Genomic DNA, 22,990 nt, shown 5'->3' on the forward strand with positions numbered 1-22,990 from the left:
CCATCAAATGTTGGAGTTCACTGAGACTTGGAGTTCACTGAGGATTTATCCGACCCGGGAGCGCTGGTGTGGAGGATTTATCCGACCCGGGCGACGGTTTTCTGCGAAGAATAAAGCCGGTCGGATAAATCCTCCACACCAACCCGCGACTGGCAAGCAAAATCAACAGGCCGGTTCGCGTCGGGCCGGGAAATATCAATGTCTCATGCAACCGTGTCACCTCAAAACTCACCCATCGAACTGCATTTCAATCGCTGGCATTTAAAACGGTAACGAATCCATCGGATCAACGACCTTTTTCGTTGCCGATGGGGGTGCTGTTTTTGCCCCAGATCCCAAGGCCCGATCTCCAATCGAAACGGGCGGTCCAAATCGTTTGTTTGTTGTCAAAATCACAGAATAGCCACTTTCGCTATCCTCCAGCCGCAGCTCTCGCCCGAGTTGCCAAACCAACAACGGACTTTCCAGCGTGTGCGCGATCACCGTGGTGTTCCACAGCGGAATCGAACTGTCCTGTTGCAACCAGAACGATAGCGGATCGCCGGCGTGATAATCCTCCACGGGCAATTCGATCGAGGCGGCTTTGCCCTCGCTGGTTTCCCACTGCCAATCCAGCGACGCCGAACCACGCGGCGTATCAAACCCGACCCGGTGCGCGGTGAACGAGTTGTCGGCCGCGGGACGAACATCGATCACTCGCAAATCAAACTGACGAACCTCCAACGCTTCCCCCAACCACTGCCCCAGCAAATCTTTGACTTGGCCCGACGGCAGCAATGATTGTTGAGTTTGCAGTTCACCGATGCCGCGTTTGCTGCGAGCCCAGGATTGCCAGCGCTGGTAGGCTTCGCCGAGTGCATCGAGCCGCTGAGTGGCCTGCTCGATCCGGCGAGATTCCCAGGGCGCATCGACGGCCAACTGGATCAAGCGGCGCAGCGTCGGATCAGCCGCCCGCCATGATTGCTGGCCGTTGACAGTCGCCAATGTTTCCAGTGACCGCGCCCACTGCGACGATCGAAAATCGCCGGCCTGCGCGATGACTTGCTCCAGTGACCGACCGGCCAGTTGCTCGGTCCAACGGCGTTGATCACCGCCGCTGGGGTTCACATCAGCGGCCGGTTGCGGTACCGCAGTCGCAACGAGTTTCGATTCCGCCTGTTTCAAATGCATCGTTTCGACTTCTTGCGTCAAGCGGTCCACATCCTTTTCCATCGCCGCCAGTAGTTGCTGCTGCTGTTTTCGTTGCCCCGATTGCAGAGAGGCACCGATAACGTTCATCAACACCGAGACGGTCATGATCGCAAGCAAGCAATACATCAGCCCAGCGGGATAGACCGGTCGCCGCGCACTCAGCCGCTGAATCGTTGCAGGATTCACTTTGCCCGCTGCGCCGTCACGGATCAACGCCGTCGCCATCTTTGCCAATCGCTTGGCCGACCCGGAAACGTTCAGGTTCTTGATCAAACTTTCGGCGAACTGGCCGTCTTGGCGACTGAGCTCCCAAATCTTGCGGACCGCACTGGACGACAGCGCCAATTCAGCCAGCACGATCCCCAGTGCGTACCAGTCATCGGCCGGATGAGCGTTCGCGGCGGATTTCAATCGCGGCGCGGTCCAATACATCGCTTCGCTGTCGCCACCATGAACGGCATCCGACTGGGCTGCCCGCTGCGGGTCGATCCACAACGTCGCCGCCGGCGCCCGTTCGGTCCCACGATTGTGCAGCGAACCCGACGTGATGCGCCCGTAACAACGTTCCAATCCGTGCAACCGATCGAGCGACCGAATCACATCGGTCATCGAATCGGCGATCTGACGCAGTGCGGCGGGACCATGTCCATCCATCGCCAACGGTTGAAAGCGGCGAAACGCATGCAACGGCTGGCCGTCGCCAAGTGGCCCGTCGTCACCAACCACCGGGATCGAACATCCCGGCAACAAATCTCCCGCATCAATGTCCGAGTAATCAAATCGGCCGGCGTCGTTGCGGTTCATGCTGCGGAAGACGATGAATCAAAGAACAGAGCGGGGATCCGGCATCCACCGGACGAGATTCAAAAGGATAGCATGCTCAGCGTACATCGACCCAATCCATCCCGGCCGCTTCGGCGGCTTGGAAACCCAACGGAGAATCCTCAAACACGACACAACGTTCCGGACGCACGCCGATCCGCCGCGCCGCTTCCAAGAAAACATCGGGTTCGGGCTTGTGACGTTCGGTGTCTTCGGCGGTCACCACGGCGGCAAACAATTCGTCGATCTTCAGCGACACCAGTTGCTTGACCACCACGATCCGCCCGCTGCCACTGGCCACGGCCATCGGTTTTCTGCGATGAAAGGCCACAGCGATGTCACAGACCGCCTGTTTGGGGCGAACCTGGTCGATCAACGTCTGAAAATAAACCTCTTTTTCATTCGCCACGGCGACCGGATCGGCCTGTACGCCCTGCTCTGTCGACAGCAGCGTGACGATCTTGTCACTCGGCATCCCTCCCATCGAATAGAATCGTGCTTCGGGAAATTCGATACGGTGCCGCTGCAGCGTGTCACGCCAGGCGACATAATGGACCGGCATCGAATCCGCCAGCGTGCCGTCGCAATCAAAAATCAGGCCGTCGTATTTTTCAAAATCGTTTGCGTTCATGCGCCAAGAATCGCATAACCAGCCCTGCTCCGTAACCCGTCCCACCCCTATGAAATGAATCAGCCTCCCCAGATTTTGCCCAGCGTTTCACTGCCCAAGGCTGCGAATCGTGACGACACGCCGTCCGACAAATCGGGCGGCGAGAACGTGGCGTTCTGCGACTCGATTTTTGCCAAAGCGTTCCAGGCCGGCGCATCGGACATCCACTTTGAACCGTTCGAACAAGCCTTTCGCGTGCGAATCCGTGTCGACGGCAGCCTGTCGCAGATCGCCGCCGGCCCGGCCAGCGATTACCCACAGATCTCGTCACGTGTGAAAATCCTGTCCGAACTGGACATCTCCGAACGCCGCCGACCGCAAGAAGGTCGTCTGCGATTGGTGATCGACGGCCGCAGTGTTGACTACCGCGTATCGTCGGTGCCGACGCGATTCGGCGAAAAGATCGTGTTGCGAGTGGTCGACGCGACCGGGCTGAATTCGGATTTGACGAAACTGGGTATGAACGCCAAAGAAGCCCAGGTCATGGCCACGGCCAGCGAACAACAATACGGCATGTGCCTGGTCACCGGCCCGACCGGCAGCGGCAAAACGACGACGCTGTATTCGGCCATCAATCGGCTGAACCAAATGGAGCGCAACGTCACCACCATCGAAGACCCGGTGGAATTCAACGTGTTCGGGATCACCCAAGTCAACGTCCGCCGCGACCTGGACATGGATTTCCCCCAAGTGTTGCGATTGTTACTGCGGCAAGACCCGGACGTGATCCTGGTCGGTGAAATTCGTGACACGGAAACGGCCAAGACATCCTTTCAAGCCGCGATGACCGGGCACATGGTGTTGTCCACGCTGCACACCAACGACACCGTCACCGCGATCGCACGACTGCGGGACATGGGAATCGAACCGTTCCTGATCACCGCCGCGTTAAAAGTCGTTGTCGCCCAGCGACTTGCCCGGCGAATCTGCCAACATTGTCGCGCCCCGGTCAATGTCTCCGCCGCGCAGTTGAAATCGCTGGGGATCAGCCCAGCACAGGCCGAGAAAGCCAGCTTTCATCGCGGCCGAGGCTGCACCAAATGCAACGGATCCGGTTGCCGCGGTCGGGTCGCGATTTTCGAAATGCTGACGTTGTCGGAAAAGCTACACGACATGATCTTTGAAAATGCATCCGTCGATGCGATCCGCCAACAAGCGGTGAAAGAGGGCATGCGGACACTGCGAGTCAGCGCGCTCAGCAAAGCGTTCCAAGGCATCATCACGATCGAAGAAGCATCGCTGTTCTCCGGTCGATCCTGACCCGACGAAGCGTGTGATCGGCCCGGCAATTTTCCTCACCGAACGACTCGGCACTATGTTCTTTAAATTAAGCGCCCCACACGTCTCGTTTGCCGAGTATCTGTACGAGGGAAACTGGATCACCAAACCGATCGTGCTGGTGATCGCCTGCTTCGTCAAACTGTTCCGCATCCCAATCCCATCCTCCACCGACATCCCGCCGGTCGCGTCGCTGCAACCGTTTCGGATCGCCGGCCAGGCGCTGAAACCCGAGCTGATGACGGCACTGACCGGCTTGGACCAACAGCTGGCCGACATGGGGTTCACGCGGATCGATTGGATCGGAATCCACGACGTCCAAAACAACACGCGCTACGGCGGCGCGGCCTATCGATCCGCCGACGGTGACACCGTCGCCTGGGTCCGCTATCGGCTGTGGCCGAACTTGGAAAAACACAATCGTTTTGCCCGCCTGGCCCTGTATTCACTCGGCCCGGGCGGAAAAATCGTTCTGACGACCGCAGCCACGCGCGACTTGATCGATCCGCCGGACTGGGCGGCGGAGTATCACCCCAAAGTCGATCCGCCACGACTGCGAGAACTGCACCAGAATCACCTCCGCGATGCCCTGGGCAATGCCCGGCCGATGATCGCCAACGAATCCGAGTCCGCCTTCGATCTGCTGGAGCACACTCACGAAGAATTTGTAGCCTTTCAAGTAAAACGTGGCGTGTTCGTCCCCGGACCCGCTGCCAACCCGATCGTCAGCGCGGCGACCGAGCGCGCCGCAGTCGCAGCTGGCACCGCCGGCAACTCGTCGGTCGCTTATCCAGCCGCTTCCCAGGCAGGCGCCTTCGACGACGCGGTTCCGCTGGCCGAACTTGTGCCCGATGACGCTCCGTTGCCCAGCCAACCGGCCCCGGAAGCTTCCCCGGTCGATGAATTGCAACCACTGATCGACGCGGTCCGGCACCAGGAAACCAAACAGTCCGGCTGGCTGACCAAGATCTTGTTGCTGGCGGTCTCGATCGCGTTCTTCGTCGGCCTGGGTGCGATGCAGTGGGACATCGAAATGGTGCTGTTGCTGGTGCCAATTCTGTTGGTCCACGAACTGGGGCACTACGTCGCGATGAAGCTGTTTGGATACAAGAACATCCACATGTTCTTCATTCCCCTGCTGGGCGCCGCGGTCAGCGGTCGAAACTATCGCGTCAGCGGCTGGAAGAAAGCGATCGTTGCGCTGGCCGGTCCGCTGCCCAGCATCGCCATCGGTTTGCTGCTGGGCGTCGTCGGCTGGGCAACCGGAAATGAACTTTGTTTTAACGCTGCCCTGTTCACGTTGATCTTGAACGTGATGAACCTGGCGCCTTTCCTGCCGCTTGACGGAGGCCAGGTTGCGCACCTGACCCTGTTCTCGCGATCCAAAGTCATGGACTTGCTGTTTCGGATCATGACCATCGGCATGCTGCTGGCATTCGCCGCCTGGTCGGGCGAGCCATTTTTATTCGGCATCGGGTTCGCCATGATGGTGGGTCTGCCGACCGTCTGGCGAACCACGAAAGCGACCGAACTGGTCCGCGGCCAGACGCTGCCCGAACCGACCCAAGACAAGATGCCGGTCGAAGCAATTCGGATTGTGTCCGACGCGGTCGAGCAAGCGAAACTGCCGACCCAAGGCACCACAGCACTGGCAAAACTGGTGCTGTCGGTTTACGAAAACGTGACCGTCCGCCCGCCCAACTGGCCGGCCACGTTGGGGCTTTGGGCTCTCTATTTCACCGGTTTAGTGTCAGGCATCATCGGCCTGTTTACGCTGGCCGTGGTCGGGTTTGGCAATGATCTGTTTGATGAATTCCCCGAATTCCAATCCCAGCATCTGTCGGTCCCGCTCAGCGACGGTGATTTCAAATTGGGCCAACCCGCCGCCGAACCGGGACAGACCAAACTGGACCTGCTGGCCTGGCGTTTTCCCGATGCCGATTCCGCCTCCGCCGCCTTTACGCAGCTGACGGAAAACACCGACGATTCCGTCTCACGACTCGGTGATGTGGTCTTCACCAGCCGGCCGACTCGATCAATGGCGGCTGATCCACAAGCCGAATTTGATCTGGACTTTGTTGCCCAAGCCCAAGCGGTGGAACGACAAGCCAACGAGGATCCGCGACTCGAATCGATGGACGATGCGATCTGGCGGCGATCGTTCGCGACCATGACGCCCGAATTGATGGTCGTCGTCGACAATGAATTGGCCGACCAATTGACGACCGCCGCGGACGACCTGCCCGATCCCATCGGACAATTCGTTCCGATCGCACCCTGGACGCCCAAACGTTCGCTCACCGACAAGCAGCGCGACCTGCAAACGAAATTGCGAGTCCTGCAAGGCCGATCCGATTCAGTGCCTTGGGATTCGGCGGAACCGCAGTCGGTCGATATCACCAACGATCCGACCACCGAGAACTTTCGCCAACAAATCCGACGCTCTGCCGATCGCGCCAAACAGGTGCAACAGGACCGGCTCGATTGGATTGACAGACAAGCCGACACTGCCCAGGGATCAGCCGGTCGGCTCTACAAAGCGTATGCCCAATACGAGCAAGCCCTCAAATTGTGGCGAGAAGACGAACGGGCCTATGAACAGAAAGGCGAATCGCCACAGCCCAAAGACTATCTGCAACCGCTGCTGACAGAACTGGGTTATCTCGCCGCCGACAGTCCCCTGCTGGCAACCAGCGTTTTGGTCGAAGCCTACGTGGTCGAGGAAGACCTGATGGACGAAACGCCACAGATCGACCCGCTGCCCCGCCCCGGCGACGGTCAATCGCTGGTCTCGCTGTACCTGTCACCCACCCAAGACGCCGCAGCGGCTTTTGCCAGCGTCCATGCCTGGTTAAAGAAACAAGGCGTCCGCCAAGTCGTCTGGAAATACCAAGTCCCAATCCAAACGGAGTAGCGCTGGTGTGGAGGATTTATCCGACCATGCAGCGTCGCAGCAAGCCAGTGTCGTAGCTGGCCCCGCCAGGGTTCTGTCGGTCTGAACCCTGGCGGGCCCAGCTACGGGAAACACACCCGGTCGGATACATCCTCCACACCAGCCCGGTTTGCTAGCAACCGCCGGTTGGCTGGTTTTCCCCGGTTTGGCGGCTAAACCGGTCTACCGACGACGGGGGAATCAGACCTAGAATCCAAGCTGGACTTTCCTATCCTCAGGGTTTCCTATCCTCAGGGGTTGCATGGATGCATGAACGAACCCAGCGAGCCGTGGCTCGGTTGTTGTTCGTTTTCTGCTGCGCGGTGCCGACCTCGTTGGTGGTGATGACCGTGCTGGTGACCTGGACCTCGTGGTACCAATCACGCCAATTGGCAAAACTGACGTATCAGCTGGGACGTGAAACGGGGCTGGTGTTCCAGATCGACAGTTGCCAGCAAATCGCGCCGGGCAAGTACGTGCTGAAAAATGTACGGATGAGCGATCCGGAAACGGGTCGAAACATCGCCAAAATCCGCCTGATCGATTACTTGCACGACGAGGATCGCGTCGGCATCTGGCTGCACCAGCCCGAACTGCAATCCGCCGGGCTGGGCCGCGCCTGGTCGTTGATCCACGACCGGCTGATCAGCGCGCCGGCGCACACGGTGTTGCCGATCCAGATCATTGCGTCCAATCTGAACATTCATAGCCGCACCGGATCGCTGCCGCTGAAAGACGTTTCGGCGACCGTCACCCCCGAGTCGACTGGGGTGCGCGTGATCGCGTCGGCGGGGGACACCAGCACGCCAGGCGAGCCGCTGCTGCGCGCCAGTTTGTTTCGTGATCGCAGCAATCCCTTGCCGAGTACCGAAGTGGTGTTTTCCACCGACGGCACTGCCCTGCCCTGCTCCGCCATCGCCGAATACATTCCGGCCGCCGAGATGCTGGGACCGGAGGCGCACTTTTCCGGCAGCATCACCGCCCGTCAACAAGCCGACGGCTGGGTGTATGAACTGGGCAATCCAACGATCACCGGAATCGAACTCAGTCGGCTGACACAAGACTTGCCACACCGTGTGATCGGCGATGCGGAATTGCATCTGCGACGCTGTCTGATCCAGCCCGGTCGGCGGGTCAGCATGATCGGTTCATTGCGGGCCACCGAAATTCGACTCGGCTATCCGCTGTTGGCATCGATGCGGGATCGTTTGGGACTGATCATCGACGAACAGGCGGCGATCGGCAGTTCCAATGCCACCCCGCGCGGGATCGCAGCGATCGATTTTGAAATCAACGACGCATCGATTCAGTTGACCGGAGTCTGCGACGCGGCACAGCCGGGCGTAGCCATCTATGCGCACAGCCGTCCGATCGCATGGACCGATGGCGGCCGCAGCGACACTCAACAGATCACTGCGATCTTGGATCCCCCCAGCAGCGCCGTCTCCAGCTGGCATCAAATCTTCCTGCCCGCCGCCGCGGCGCCTGCGATTGCCTCTCGTCCAGCAGGCGAAATCCGTAGCCTTCGCCGTGCTTCCGGCGGCCCAGCGATCCGCCAACACTAGCGCCCGGATGATTCATCAGCCGTCGAGCGCTAACTCACGGTCCCTGCGGCACTAGCTCACCGTCCCTTGTGACCCACATTACCAACTCCAAAAAACCGGCCCCCGGGTGCGCGGCTGGCTGATTGGCGCAGATTGATTTCTGACAGGCTCTCGTAACACCGTACCAACGATGAATTTGCGTCGCTCGACGCCAAGGTCATGAACAATACCAGTTAGCGCCCTGTTGCGACGTGGTTGCCGAGCCGCCTATCGTGCATCAACTGACCGTCTACCGCACCTTGGTTCTATAAAGCAATGGCCGACGACAAACCACTCGATCTCGAATCTCTGCTGGCAATCGCCAACAACCATCCCGGCGACGATGCAGCCGCGGCGATTGCGATCGCTAAAGCTCTGTTGATCCGTTCGCAGACCTTGCAGACGCCGCAGGAACGCCGTCAACAGGCCGAACTGGACCGGATGATCGGTCACCCAGGCGACAAAGCCACATTGGTCGAGATGACTGACCAAGCGTTTCGCACGCACAGCCCGGCTCGCGTTGCGGATCAGTTGACGCACATTTTGGACGTGCAGGGTATCCCGCGGTTCTTCAGCCCGTTGGAACGAACCATGCTGAAAGGTTTTCAGACCTTTGGCGGCTACATGCCCGGCGTCGCGGTGCCGATGGTCAAAGAACAAATGCGGCAGGAGACGGCCAACGTGATTCTGCCTGCCGAACAAGAACCGCTGCGCGAACACTTGGCGGCTCGGCAGGAAACCGGGCTGCAGATGAACCTGAACTTTCTGGGCGAGGCGCTGCTGGGCGAACACGACGCCAGCGGACGATTGCAGCACTACCTACAGGCGTTGCGGACACCCGAGATCGCGTGCATCAGCGTCAAACTGTCGACGATCTACAGCCAGGTTTCGACCGTTGCCAGAAAACACACCGTGCGTGTCGTCGCAGACCGTTTGGAACTGCTGTATCGCGCCGCCATCCGCGAAGCCTACGTCAACTCCAAAGGCCATTCGACATCCAAGTTCGTCTACTTGGACATGGAGGAGTACCGCGATCTGTATTTGACCGCAGACGTCTTCAAGAACACGCTGGGTCGACCCGGCATGCAAAAAGCCCGAGCCGGAATCGCCCTGCAAGCCTATGTGCCTGATTCCTACTTGGTCCTCAAAGACCTGCTGCAGTGGTCCGCCGAGCGAGTCGCCACCGGGGGGTTACCGATCACGGTCCGGTTGGTCAAAGGCGCCAACATGGAAATGGAACGCGTCGAGGCCTCGGTCGGCGGCTGGCCACAAACGCCGTACAAGGAAAAAGTGCATACCGATGCCAATTTCAAACGCATGCTGCGGCTGATGATCGACGCGGCCGCCCAAGGTCACGTACGGATTGGTGTGGCATCGCACAACTTGTTCGACATCGCACTGGCACTGCTATGGGGCAATCGCACCCGGTTGGATCAGCCCGCCGCCGACGACCTGACCGGAACGGTCCTGGACCGCATGCAATTCGAAATGCTCGAAGGCATGGCCAATCATCAGCGCCGCGCCCTGTGTGAATCGACACCAAAAATGTTGTTGTATGCACCGGCCTGTCGGCGCGACGACTTCCTACATGCGATCGGCTATCTGATTCGTCGGTTAGATGAAAACACCGGCCCGGAAAATTTCCTTCGCTACTCGTTTCGTCTGACACCGGACTCCGAAGCCTGGCACAAACTGGCATCTGACTTCACCACATCGTTAGGTCAGATCGACGACGTCGACACCAACCCCCGTCGCACGCAAGACCACCGCCAACCTGCCGCCCAACCCGAGCCGGCCGCGCGCTGGTGGAAATACATCAACGAGCCCGACACGGATTGGTCATTGCCACATCACTCGGAGTGGGCGCAGTCGGTCATCGCCGAGTGGAAACCCAAGTGCGACGACCAAGCGGTGTCGATTCCGTTGTTGATCGGCGACGAATCACGTGCCGCCGATAGCGACGCCGGCCGCCAGACCCGTGAATCCTATGACCCGTCACGGCCCGAAAGCGTTGCCTGTCGATTCGTCCAAGCGACCGAGCAAGACGTGCTGGACGCGATCGGCGTTGCCCACGACGATCCCGCCGGATGGCGAGAGATGTCGTGGCAATCACGCTACGATCTATTTCGTGCCGCGGCGCAAAACATGCGTCTGCGCCGAGGTGACTTGATCGGCGCGATGATGATTGATGGCGGAAAATTGATCACCGAAGCCGACCCGGAGGTCAGCGAAGCGATCGATTTCACCGAGTTCTATCCGTTGACGATGCAGCCCTATCTGGAGCGTTCCGCGGCCGGGCGATTCTCGATCCGGCCCCGTGGTAGCGTGGCCGTCATCAGCCCCTGGAATTTTCCCCTGGCGATCCCCTGCGGCGGCATCGTCGCCTCGCTCGCCGCCGGCAACACGGTGATCTTGAAACCGGCCAGCGACACGGTCTTGCCGGCCTACGAAATCGCCCGCTGTTTCTGGGACGCCGGCGTGCCACGATCGGCGCTGCAATTGATCCCTTGCAGCGGCGGCGGAGCGGGACAACGTCTGGTCACGGACCCGCGAATCGACGCCGTCGTGTTGACCGGCGGAACGGAAACCGCAAAGACCATGTTGGCGTCGCGACCGGACTTGCATCTGATCGCCGAAACCGGTGGCAAGAACGCGACCATTGTGACCTCGTTGTGTGACCGCGACCTGGCGATCAAACATGTGCTGCACAGCGCATTCAGTCACAGCGGACAAAAATGCAGCGCGACCTCCTTGCTGCTACTGCAACAAGAACTGTACGACGACAAAGAGTTCCGCGAGGCGTTGGCCGACGCCGCCGAAAGTCTGCCTGTCGGATCGGCATGGGACGTCACCTCACGTGTCGGTCCACTGATTCGTCCGCCGTCAGGTGATCTGGAACAGGGCATCAAAGAACTCGAACCCGGTGAAGACTGGTTGGTGATGCCGCGCCACGTCGACGACAACCCACAACTGTATCGCCCCGGGATCAAATGGAACGTGCGTCCGGGTAGCTTCACCCACAGCACCGAATTGTTCGGTCCGGTGTTGGGTGTGATGCCCTTCGGCCGGCTGGAAGAAGCCATCGAAATGGTCAATGCGACGGGATACGGATTGACCAGCGCGCTGGAAAGTCTGGATCACCGCGAGCAAGAATTGTGGCGGGACAACATTCATGCCGGCAATCTATATGTCAATCGTCCTTCGACCGGTGCGATCGTGTTGCGTCAACCGTTCGGCGGCGTCGGCAGCAGTGGTTATGGGCCGGCGGCCAAAGCCGGCGGGCCGCACTATGTGTTGCCGCTGATCCATCTCGATAGCCCTGACCGCGATGGCCCTGACCGCGATGGCCCTGACCAACCCGTCGATGAAACCACTACAACGGCCAAAACAGACGACACCGGCATCCAGCAGCCATCGATTCAAGATGCATTGTCAGCTCTGCTGGCGGTTGCGGACGAACACAGCCAACTCGACCGCAAACTGGTCCAACGCTTCGCCGCCGACGCCCAAATCGCTTGGCACGACACCTTTGGCAAGATGCATGATCACTTCGGATTGATCGGCCAAGACAACTGGCGCCGCTATCTGCCTGTCAAACAATTGCGGATCCGGTTGCTAGGCAACGAATCGGCCAACGACATCGCGCTGTCGATGATCGCCGCGGCAACCGCTGGATGCAACGTCACCTACTCGTTCGATTCAGAACACCCGCCGGGAACGCAATTGATTCAGTCCGTCTCCGATCACCTGGTGCTGGCCGCCACCTCGCCATGGCACCCGGAATGGGTCGAAGAATCAGACGTCGCGTTGGCCGCAGAGATCTCCGATGGACGTGTCGATCGATTGCGGTTACTGGTACCAACCAAACAGTTGGCAACCGTGCTGCATGACGCCTGCCGCACGGCATTCGTCACGATCGTTGCGGAAACCGTCATCGACGATGCGCCCATCGAAACGCTGCGTTACATGAACGAGCAATCGATTTCGCATGACTACCACCGCTACGGCAATCTGGGCCGCCGATTGCTCAGCACACCACAGGAAAACGCCGCCGACTAACATCCACTCGGCGCTGGTGTGGAGGATTTATCCGACCGGGTAGACGCTCCCAGAATCCGGTCGGATAAATCCTCCACACCAACGTGCCCTGTGCATCGTTACGTACTGCTGGGCTTGCGCCAGTAGAACAGCCCCGCCAGGATGAAGGCGATTTGGATCGTGATGAACACCATCAATGTTCGCAGCACGCCTTCCGTGAATCCGTAGCTGTGCAGTCCGATCCCCAGTTCGTTGGTCCCGAACCAACTCCAGGCGGTGACGATATTGCCGCCGATCGCCAGGAGCGAAAATCCGCGTGCCTTGACCATCCCGTCCCAGCGAGCATGCAACATCAACGCGTTCCAAATCACGATCAGTAGGGCCCCATTCTCTTTGGGGTCCCAGCCCCAAAAGCGGCCCCAACTGTCGTCGGCCCACAAGCCACCCAGGATCGTTCCGATCGTGCTGAACAGAATTCCAAAACAGGTGGCACCATAGATCATTCGATACAACGATTGACGGGATTTTTCGCTCGCCCCCAGCCAATTGTTAACCAGATAACCGATTCCCAAAATGCCGGCGACCAACGTGGCGACGTAGCCCAGTGAGACACTGATCACGTGCGTGGCTAACCAAAATTGCGTGTCCAAGACCGCCTGCAGCACAGGCATCGTGTCACCGGAGCTAAGCCCCCATGCCACCAACAGGGACAATGTCCCGGTGATCGCAGCCAACATGTTGCCAAATCCCAAGCGGAAAATACGGTCCACGACCAATCCGAAAACCACTGCCGCCCAACCGATGAACACGGCCGACGAATAAATGTTGATCACCGGTGCGCGCCCGGTGATATAGATTCGGCTAAGCAATGCAACCGAGTGAATCGTTGCGGCTACCAGCAACACACCCCAGGTAGCGTTGCGCAAGCGGTGTCCACCGGTCGCGAAAAACACCAGTCCCATGACTAACGCAATGATGTACAGGATCGTCGCTCGGATCCGCGGCGAATTGGATTCCATCCAACGTTCCAAAGCGACTTTGCGGGAACTAAATCCGGGCACCGCATAGCCTGCCGAAAGCGACAATTGATCATCAACGGCTTGATTGAAACCTTCATAATTCAGTTTCTCGTCGGCATAGGCTTCGATCATTTTGCTAAACGGATCCGATGCCCATTGGCCGTCGCCTTCCGCGGACGGCCCCTGCGATGCGTCGTCGAAAAATGCTGGGGCGAATGCTTTCCAATCCGGGTCGTTCACACTCGATGCCACTTCGTCTTGCGTCGGTGGAATGATCCGCGCCGTAGGCATGGTTTGAATCGAATCCATCCGCTGCTTCAATTGCGAGACGGCAAACTGCTGGACCATTTCGGCCGTGATGCCCTCGGGCAGATTGTCGGTCGGTACCTCCGGCGGTCGCGGCAACTGAAACGCCTCGGCGGTCAACATGTATTGGCGGGTACGGCGATCGAGTTCCAGCAACTTGCGTTCTTTGAACGACAGCGCCGCTTCGTCTTTTTGCCGGGCGGCGGCGATCAACGCGCTGGCCGCCGACCACTGGGACAACAATTCGTCCAGCGAATACAACTTGCTTTCGCGACGCTCCAGTTTCAATTGACTGCGAACCTCTTCGGCGTCGACACGAAACATTGGCAAGTAACGTAGCGCCGATTGGTCGACCGCGACTTCCATCAACCACTGGATCGCGGGCATCGATTTACCGTCCACGCGTTTCTTGATCGCTTCGGGTGCGTTGTCCATCGACAACGATTCTTTGTTGCTGATCGCCTTGAGCGTTTGGCGGGCGAACGCATCAAGCGGCATCACCCGTCCGCCGAACTGCGCCGGGATTTTCCCCGCGGTATAGAAATCGAATTCAGTGTCTCGCGTGGCGGGGCGCAGCGAGGTCATCACGGCCGGCCAAGGAATCAACATCAACAGCGCGAAACTGCCGGCGATGGCGATCGCAATCCATGCCGGTGTGAACGACAGGCGACGTTTCCGCGCGGCGTCATCGAGTGCCGCCAATTCTTTGACCGACTCCCGCTCGCGGCGACCGACGAAACGTTTCAGTGTGCCCATGAAGTGAGCCAACATGCCCAGCGCCATGATGCTGCAGGCGACATAGGGGATCAACCATCCGCTGTTGCGAACGACCTGTAATCCGGTCAACTCTTTGCCGTTTGGCAACGGCGTGTAACTGGATTGGAAAAAGGTTTCCCCGCGATAGCGCAGCGGATTGTTCATCCAAACACGTTCACGACGATCTTCACCGGTCTCCTGATCGATGATGCGAATATACGAACTGTAGTCACGTGGCGTTTCGGTACCGCTGTAGTTACGACGCTGCACGTCTTCCAGATGAACCCAGTACGGTTTGACTTCGCGGTGATACTTCAAACCGATCTTGTAATCGGTGTCACCGATTTTGACGGTGTCGTAGACATCTTCGGACGATCCGTCGGGCACCAGTGTTTCGCGGTCGGACAACATTTGGCTGACCAGGTGCGTGCCGATCGGCTGGCCGGATTCTTTGTCGATCAATTCGATGTAGGCCGCCGCCACGTTGACTTCGCCATCGGTTCCGCCGCGTCGCCGCGCCGCAATCGCTTGCACCTCTTTACCCACGCCGGTGGTCGCCGGATTCTCGGCACCGGGCTTGGGATTGACCAAATCGGAATTCCCAAAGTACTGCAGGACTTTGATGTCCACGGGCAAGGCATCGTCGCGAATCAAGTCGCCGCTGGATTTAGCCGCCTCCACCTGAGCCCCGGGGATCGCGGTCACGGTGTCTTTGTCGTCGTCGGAAACGATGAACGCCAACTCGACGCGGTCCAGGTTGACCAGCGAATTGGTCGACGCGCCTTCGATCAAACTGATTCGTTGTTCTAACTGGCGATCACCAAACGCAAATTGACCGAACATCAACAGGGCGACCCCAAAGTGCAGCAGCAAATTGCCGCCCTGGCGTCCAAAGATCAACAGGCATCCGACCAACAAGATCAATCCGGCACCTAGGCCTTTGGTCAACTGCCAAACGATCCGCAGTCCCGGTTCACCAATCTGTGTGCCCGATAGCAACGTGTAAACAATCACACCGGCAACCAACGCGGCAAAAAAGTACGCCACCCGTCGCAGCGAACGGTGCTGGACATTCATGGCGACCGCGGTCAGCCCGATTGCTCCCGCGATCCCGGTCGCCTGGACGAACCGCCAGAGCGCTGCGTAGGAAATCGGTGGCGCACCCTGTAGCCCATCACTGCTGTGTCCGCTGGCAACGATCAGCCCCGCAACCGCGAAACCGACGACCAAGAACACGATGCCCGCCATCAAGCGACTACCCGATGACGAGACCTTGAAGCGAGTCGTTTTGGACGCGATCAAGTTGACCAGCAACAACAGCCCAATCATCGCCCCGCCGGGAAACGGAATCACACCGGGAAACGGCTGCGCATGTGGCACGAACGCCTGGGGAAAGAAATCGTCCAGGTGCATCCAAGCCACCCAAGTCGTGAAGTAACGCTCCTTGACGTCCTGCATGTTCATTTCGTCTTGGGCCAAGGTGCCGACCAAAACGAGAATCAACGAGGCGGCGAACAACGTGACCGTTAATTTCAGTGACCCGAGCGCGGCCAGTACATCCGACGATGTGATCACATCGGACGAATTGCGCTGTTGTGTCGTCGCGTCGGTGGGTTTGGGTGCCGTTGCCATTTTGATTTCAATCTCGTGAGTCGTTGGATCACTGGCCTGTCGATACAGTTAGAACGAAAGCGAATCCAGGAAAGTTCTCAGTGAATCCGCGTTCTCGGCCACCGTCTTGGGAGGACCTGTCATTTTAATGAACAAGCTCTCACCATTGCTAAGCGGAATAATCGTCGCATCGATCGATTGTTGGTCAGAGTCCTGATCGCCGGCGATGATGAACCGCTTTGCTGGACGGCCGGAAACGTCGAATTCATCCACGCCGGCCAGCATGGCATCGACCGCATCGTCACCTGGCTGTTGACCGGCAACTTGCCCCATCCATCGAGCCACGTTGGAACGCACGTCTCCGCGTGCCGGGATCGCGGTGACCTCGGCCTCAGCCTCTTCCGGACCGACCAGAAAGGCCTCGATCCGCATCGTCGTCTTTTTCCCCTGCCGCCAGCCCTCGGGCAGATCAAAGTCCAACTTCAATGGTTCAGTGCCCGTCCCGGCAGCAGCGTCTGCCGCTGGCGGGCCTCCCGCAACCGGGTCTCCCGCAGCCATCGGCGGCATGCCACCACCACCGGCTCGCATGCGATCCAGAAACGGCGCTCGTCCGCTGGATGCTCCGCCGGCCATCGAATTGGCACCAGGTTTTCCTGTCAGATCAACCCAAACCGCCTCGCCCTCGGCCGATTGGATCTCAATCGGTTCGCCGCCGGCCCATTTGTCATCCGACGGTTTTAAACTGACTTGGTCTCGCCAACGATTGACGTTCTGCAGCACATAGGCATCCCACTCGCCAAACGAGGACAGTGTGGAAACGCTTAGGTCCAGTTGTTTTTTAGGGGTATTGATGTCAATGGTTGCAAACCGCATCGGCTTTTTACCGCCTTGCCGCCAGCCCTCGGGCAGCGCGTCCAAAACCGGTTCGCCGGATTCATCAAATTGAATTTGGCTGACCCAATCTCGAAACGGCTGGTCAATCAATGCGATGGCATCTGCAGGGCCCATCACCTTGAAGAACCACACCGATTCGCCGCGGGGCACCATCACCGCCAACAATCGCTCATCAGCCGGCCGCAATTCCGGGGGCAATTGAGTCGGGATGGTGTAGGTGACAATCTCGTCTTGCTGTTGACAGCCCAGGGCCAGCGTCGAGGTCAGCAACAGGATCACCAGCTTGAGCCAACTGGCCGGGTCTGTGCGCAGAGATGGATTCACAGACAGGTCCGTGGTCTTCATTCGAATTTTGGGCGGGGAAGGTGGGGAAATCCGTTTCCGGCGGGGAGCGTTTCATCCTGACGCTGTCAGTATAGACGTCTCACCCCCAGTTTTCGTACCCGTCCAATCCGCTGGAACGCCCGAATCGTGGCGTAAGCGTCCAGCTTGCGATTCACCTGTTGTAATGACGGCAAGCTGGACGCTTACCCCACTTCTAACAGTTAACGCGCCACTACGAGCCCCAGCCCATCAACCCGATCAGTGAATCGGTCAGTGAGCTGACCGGCGCGGAGGTTTCGTTGTAGGCCCACATATTGCGAACCAGGTCGGTCATCAGCATCCCGCCGAGCGAGAGCACCAAAATGATGAACATCAGTGACAGGCACTGCATCAGCGAGAAAGGGATTTCGTAGCCGATGCTGCCGGCCGAGGCACCGACGGCCGGTGAATCGCTGACCTCGTCCATTGAAATCCCGTCGCCCATCGGATCGGCATCCAATCCCACGGCGCCGGCCGGTGCTTCCTCGAATGCATCCGCATCAAGCGGCTGAGCGTCGTCAAAGGCACCTTCGGAGAATCCCGCATCGGCAAATCCGGCGTCGTCGCCAAAATCGTCTTGCAGGTCGACCGCGTCGGACACGATTTCAGAATCTTCGACTTCGATGACTTGGGAGCTGCTTTCCAGGTCGGCATCCAATCCGACGCCCGAGGGCGACAACTGGAACTCTTCGTCAGAAGCGGCAAAGTCGGTCCCCGATCCACCAGAACTTTTGCTGCTAGAGCCACCGGAAATTCCACTGCCATCGGTCAACTCGGCACCCAAATCGAGCGCCGAGAGACTGCTGCCGGCCAAATCCAGCGGCTCGCTTTCCAACGACAGGCCGCTATCGCTGGGGCTCATCAAATTGATTCCGCTGTCACCGGCCACGGAGATGTCACTGACGCTATCGAGCATCAAATCGGCATCGTCATCGGCGATGACCAGGTCGTCGTCGTCATCCAAAGCGTCATCGATTTCGCCGATCACGCTGGACCCCAGACCGCTGCCCAGCCCCGACGAAGTCAACAGATTCTCGCTGTCACCGGAAATCAAACCACTGCCGCCGCCGCTGCCACCGCTGGTTTGCTCGGCACCGAGCAAATCCAATTCGCTCAAGACATCGGCACCTGATTTCCCCAGCACCACGTCGCTTTCCGGTGCCGGGGCATCTTTCATCTTTTCCAAACTGCTGCCACCGCCCGATTCGATTCCCAAATCATCGGCCAGCATGTCCAGGTCCAAACTGTCTTCCGATTCGGCGCCCAGCACCAAATCATCGCTGTCCTCTTCGGCCAATTCACCGGCGAAACTGAATTCTTCGTCTTCGGAGGCCGACGAGTCGTCGGAGATATCGACATCACTGATCGAAATCTTGTCGGCCTCTTTTTCGATCTCGGCTTTGGCGACCGGGCCGGTGCTGCCCTCTTTGGGATCGATCGCGATATCGATCGAATCATTGCTCTCCTGCATCAACGCGGGATCGTCCAGCCGCAATTCGGCCGAATCAATCTCCATCAACGCGCCTTCGTCAGTGTCGAAGACCGAATCGATCTCTAAATCGTCGTCGGACTCGCCGCCATCATCGACCAGGCCCGAACGACCGGCATCATCGGCCTGATCGGCCAAATCGTCTGCTAAGCGGTCGATTTCGTTGTCGGGGAATTTCCAACTGGAACCGTCGCGGAAACCACGGATTTGTCCTTCGCTGCGGAGTTCGACCAGACGTTCCGTCGAAATCCCTAGTTTTGCAGCGGCTTCCTCGAGTGACAGATAAGACATGAGCGGAATTTGATTCGAGCGGGGTTATTACGAACGGGCGCTTGTCGCCAACATCCTGTACCTTGTAGCTCGGACCAAAGGTGAAGGTTACTTCACCTGACCGCTAAGAAGTCGGATTTGTCCGGGCAGCGGGTCGGTTGGATTGAGCGTCAAGGAAAAGTCGGCGTCGATCGGGCGGCTGCTGACCAAGCGGATTTGGCCCGACCTATCGATATGATACACGGCGATTTGCATTTTACCGGTATGAACCAGCGTAATTGTCTGACTTCCCGAGCCGTCAAATCCGCTAAACCCGATCAACTCTCCCGCTGAACCGGTTTGCCCCCCCAATCCAGAGGGTTTTGGCGGCAGTGGTGGATAGCCCGGGACTTCCCCACCCGGCGGCAAAGTGGATTGCGCCGGCGGCAAAGTAGATTGCGCCGGCGGTAACGTTGAGTGCGCCGGTGGCAGTTCAGACGGAGCTCGCGGCAGCGCAGCTGGACCCGGCGGCTGATCGGCGACCCCGCCGACGACCAAAGCCGAAACCAAACCGAGCCCCAAGAATCCGATCCGCCAATCCATGGCTGTCTCCACATAACTGAATCAAATGTTCAACCGAGTGCTTTGATTAGGTGTTTTTAGCGCTCAGCCGCAACCCAAAATCTGCATCACCACCGCGTGCAGTCGCCCGTTGGTCCCGACGCCGTCCCCACCCCGCACGGTGGGTTGCCCCTTCCAATCGGTGAATTTCCCGCCGGCTTCCTGGATCACCGGCAGGATGGCTGCGACATCCCAGGCGTTGCAGATCGGGTCGACCATCACGTCGGCCCGCCCGGTCGCAACCAATAAATATCCGTAACCATCGCCCCAGCTGCGGGTGATTCGACATTCCCGCTGCAACGTGTCAAACGCTTCGCCGGCCCCGCGCTTGCCGAACGAATCGAACTGGCTGCTTAGAAAAACCGCTTCGGAAAGCGATTCGCGGCGCGACACCTGGGCCCGCTGCCAGGGCCGGGCGACTCCACTGTCGGTGCGTTGCTCGTGCCAACACCCCTGCCCCGTCGCGGCGACCAACAATTCGCCCAGCGCCGGAATGAAGATCACGCCGGCGATCGGCTGGCCCTCTTTCTCCAGCGCCAACAGCGTCGAATACAGTGGCACGCCGCAGATAAATGATTTGGTTCCGTCGATCGGATCGACCACCCAGCGGTACGACGAACCGCCCGGTTTCTCTGCGAACTCCTCGCCCTGAACCGTGTCGTTGGGAAAGCTCGCTTCGATCTCGCGGCGAACCAACTGCTCGGCCTCGCGGTCCGCCACAGTGACCGGTGAATCGTCGCTCTTGGCGTCCACGTGTAGGTCGCCGGCACCAAAGTACTGCAAGGTGTGCTGGCCTGCGGCGCGGGCGATGGCGACCAGGGCGGTCAACCGACCGGATTCCAGATCCGCCCAATGATCGGGATTCTGCGGGCCCGATTGGTTCGCTACTGATTCACTCATAGGGTTTCCTGTTGCGGCTGGTGGCTGTCATGCGGATCTGACTCGGGCGCTGCGCCGGTCACTTCGCCCGTCGATGTCGATTGAAATTGTCCCGGGAAAAACGATTGATAGAGCAACATCCCGGCGCCGACCACCAGCAACGAATCGGCGATATTGAAATTCGGCCAGGTCCAGCGGGCATTGATCCGCCACAGAATCCAGTCCCGGACCCCACTGCGCCACTCGTCCGGATAGCCCGGTTGCCACCACATCCCCATCCGATCGTACAGATTGCCGATGATGCCGCCACCGACCAACCCCAGCGCAACGGTCAGCCACCACGATTCGGCGGCGCGAAAAACAAACAGCCAGACAAAGATCCCGATGGCTGCGATCACCGACATCACGGCAAAAAAGGTCCCTTGGCCAGCCCCCAGACCGAACACGGCCCCAATATTGACCGCGGTTTCGATCCCAAAATACGGTTCCCAAACCCACCAAATGTCACTTTGGGTGGGCAGTCCTCGCCAAGCAAAAATGACGGACTTGGACCATAGATCCAGTCCTCCGCCGATCGCGGCAAGTGCGCAAAAGACAGCAAAACGCCCCACTAGTGAGGGCCGCTGGCTGGGAACGCCGGGCGAAGTGGTCGTCGCTTCCGCCTGATTGATCATCCTAATCGTCCAATTTTGCCGGTGAGTCTAAACAGCCTTACACGGTAGAATCGTTTCCCCGGCTTGCCCAGATCAGTGTGGCCAAGCGCTAGCGACAAATCCGAGCTACCTATTTATGCTCTCAAGTGCTGCCTTCTCGGCCGGAACACTTTCCACCTGTGACGTGTCATGATCCAATCCGCACAACAACACAACTCGATCCGCACCGACCTCGCCTTTCAACAGTGCATTAATCCGGATTGCGCGACGACCTATGACACCGGCCAATTGCACACCTCATGCCCGAAATGCGGCTACCTGCTGGATGTCAGTTACGACTGGGAACGGGCCGCGGTCCCGAACAAATTAAGCGACTTCGAAGCGATGTGGAGCCAGCGGACCAACCCGGTGCGGTTTTCCGGCGTCTGGCGTTTCCACGAACTACTGCCCTTTGTCGCTCAAAAAGACGTGGTCACTGTCGGCGAAGGCCAAACCCTGCTGCAGCAAGCCGATGCCGTCGGCAAATTCGTGGGCATGGACAGCGGTAAATTGCACCTCCAGTACGAGGGGATGAATCCGTCGGGCAGCTTCAAAGACAACGGGATGTGCGCCGCGATCACTCACGCCAACCTGCTCGGTGCCGAGCGTGCCGCCTGTGCCAGCACCGGAAACACGTCGGCCTCGCTGGCGCTCTACTGCAGTGCGACGCAGTTGATGAAGGCGATCATCTTTATCGGCAGCGGCAAAATTTCCTACGGCAAACTCAGCCAGGCGTTGGACTACGGCGCCCTGACAGTGCAAATCGCCGGCGACTTTGACGACGCCATGCTGCGGGTCCGCGAAGTCGCCAAAGAACTGGGCATCTATTTGGTCAACAGCGTCAACCCGTTTCGGTTGGAAGGCCAGAAAACCATCATGTTCCGCGTGCTTGAGGCGCTGCGCTGGGAAGTGCCGGACTGGATCGTCGTCCCCGGCGGCAACCTGGGCAACAGCAGCGCGTTCGGCAAAGCGTTCATGGAACTCAAACAACTCGGGTTGATCGATCGCGTGCCTCGGTTGGCCGTGATCAACGCCAGTGGCGCCGACACCTTGTACGAACTGCATGAGCGCCGCGGCGTGCGTTGGAACGGCGGCCACGTCGATCTGAATCCGATTCGCGAGTACAACGATTACATGGACCAGAACGGCATCAAAGCCGACACGCTGGCCAGTGCGATCGAAATCAATCGACCGGTCAACCTGAAAAAATGCTTGCGGGCACTGGAGTTCTGCGACGGAGTGGTCCGCCAGGTCAGCGATCAAGAAATCTTGGATGCCAAAGCCAAAGTCGGCGCCGGCGGGTTCGGCTGTGAACCGGCCTCGGCCGCCAGCGTAGCCGGCGCCAGAATACTGCGCCGCGAAGGCGTGATCGCACCAAGCGATCGAGTCGTCTGTATTTTGACCGGACACGAACTGAAAGACCCCACCGCCACGGTCGCCTATCACACCACCGACCAAGACGTCTTTCAACAGACGCTCGGCTGCCGAGGTGTCACCAAAGCGTCACACGCCAACAAAGCGATCGCGGTCCCCAATCTGCTCGATGACATCATCAAAGCGATTCAGTTGTACGCCTAGTCTCCCTGCCCCAATGCTT

At 59.0% G+C, this 22,990-nt stretch carries 13 protein-coding genes; 5 read left to right on the forward strand and 8 right to left on the reverse strand.

Annotation, left to right across the window (positions count from 1 at the left end):
• Positions 1-261: 261 nt before the first annotated feature.
• Both NHH03_RS00360 and NHH03_RS00365 read right to left on the reverse strand, forming a co-directional pair.
• Positions 262-1,995 carry a hypothetical protein gene (locus NHH03_RS00360; RefSeq protein ID WP_253153618.1) on the reverse strand — a complete coding sequence of 578 codons (1,734 nt, stop codon included), beginning with the start codon at positions 1,993-1,995 and terminating at the stop codon, positions 262-264.
• 76 nt (positions 1,996-2,071) lie between these two features.
• Positions 2,072-2,644 (reverse strand): HAD family hydrolase, encoded by a 573-nt coding sequence (locus NHH03_RS00365; protein WP_253153619.1) that lies wholly within the window; start codon positions 2,642-2,644, stop codon positions 2,072-2,074.
• A 54-nt stretch (positions 2,645-2,698) separates the two neighbouring features.
• Here NHH03_RS00365 and NHH03_RS00370 point away from each other — a divergent pair, with 54 nt between their 5' ends.
• The 4 genes from NHH03_RS00370 (at position 2,699) to NHH03_RS00385 (ending at position 12,535) form a co-directional block, all read left to right on the forward strand.
• Positions 2,699-3,943 carry a GspE/PulE family protein gene (locus NHH03_RS00370; protein ID WP_253153620.1) on the forward strand — a complete coding sequence of 415 codons (1,245 nt, stop codon included), beginning with the start codon at positions 2,699-2,701 and terminating at the stop codon, positions 3,941-3,943.
• 55 nt (positions 3,944-3,998) lie between these two features.
• Entirely contained in the window at positions 3,999-6,875 is a 2,877-nt protein-coding gene (locus NHH03_RS00375) for a site-2 protease family protein (RefSeq protein ID WP_253153621.1), read from the forward strand.
• Between the two features lie 284 nt (positions 6,876-7,159).
• Positions 7,160-8,458, forward strand: coding sequence for a hypothetical protein (locus NHH03_RS00380; RefSeq protein ID WP_253153622.1), 1,299 nt, complete (start codon positions 7,160-7,162; stop codon positions 8,456-8,458).
• A 294-nt stretch (positions 8,459-8,752) separates the two neighbouring features.
• Positions 8,753-12,535, forward strand: coding sequence for a proline dehydrogenase family protein (locus tag NHH03_RS00385; protein WP_253153623.1), 3,783 nt, complete (start codon positions 8,753-8,755; stop codon positions 12,533-12,535).
• Between the two features lie 98 nt (positions 12,536-12,633).
• On the opposite strand, the gene ccsA is transcribed toward NHH03_RS00385, so the two are convergent.
• The 6 genes from ccsA to NHH03_RS00415 form a co-directional block, all read right to left on the reverse strand.
• Entirely contained in the window at positions 12,634-16,227 is a 3,594-nt protein-coding gene (gene ccsA / locus NHH03_RS00390; RefSeq protein WP_253153631.1) for a cytochrome c biogenesis protein CcsA, read from the reverse strand.
• A gap of 48 nt (positions 16,228-16,275) precedes the next feature.
• Positions 16,276-17,445: a hypothetical protein gene (locus NHH03_RS00395; RefSeq protein WP_253153633.1), complete on the reverse strand. Its 1,170-nt coding sequence runs from the start codon at positions 17,443-17,445 to the stop codon at positions 16,276-16,278.
• A gap of 211 nt (positions 17,446-17,656) precedes the next feature.
• On the reverse strand, positions 17,657-19,243 hold the full coding sequence (locus NHH03_RS00400) for a helix-turn-helix domain-containing protein (protein ID WP_253153635.1): 1,587 nt from the start codon (positions 19,241-19,243) through the stop codon (positions 17,657-17,659).
• Positions 19,244-19,330: 87 nt separating this feature from the next.
• On the reverse strand, positions 19,331-19,804 hold the full coding sequence (locus NHH03_RS00405) for a hypothetical protein (protein ID WP_253153636.1): 474 nt from the start codon (positions 19,802-19,804) through the stop codon (positions 19,331-19,333).
• 63 nt (positions 19,805-19,867) lie between these two features.
• A complete protein-coding gene (hisN, locus tag NHH03_RS00410) occupies positions 19,868-20,722 on the reverse strand; it encodes a histidinol-phosphatase (protein WP_253153637.1) in 855 nt (284 codons plus the stop codon).
• Positions 20,719-21,375, reverse strand: coding sequence for a signal peptidase II (locus tag NHH03_RS00415; RefSeq protein WP_253153639.1), 657 nt, complete (start codon positions 21,373-21,375; stop codon positions 20,719-20,721). Before NHH03_RS00415 ends, hisN begins: the two co-directional genes overlap by 4 nt.
• Before the next feature lie 168 nt (positions 21,376-21,543).
• Here NHH03_RS00415 and thrC point away from each other — a divergent pair, with 168 nt between their 5' ends.
• On the forward strand, positions 21,544-22,971 hold the full coding sequence (thrC, locus tag NHH03_RS00420) for a threonine synthase (protein WP_253153641.1): 1,428 nt from the start codon (positions 21,544-21,546) through the stop codon (positions 22,969-22,971).
• The last annotated feature ends 19 nt before the right edge of the window (positions 22,972-22,990 follow it).

It is taken from the genome of Stieleria tagensis, from assembly GCF_024129865.1.
Taxonomy (GTDB): domain Bacteria; phylum Planctomycetota; class Planctomycetia; order Pirellulales; family Pirellulaceae; genus Stieleria; species Stieleria tagensis.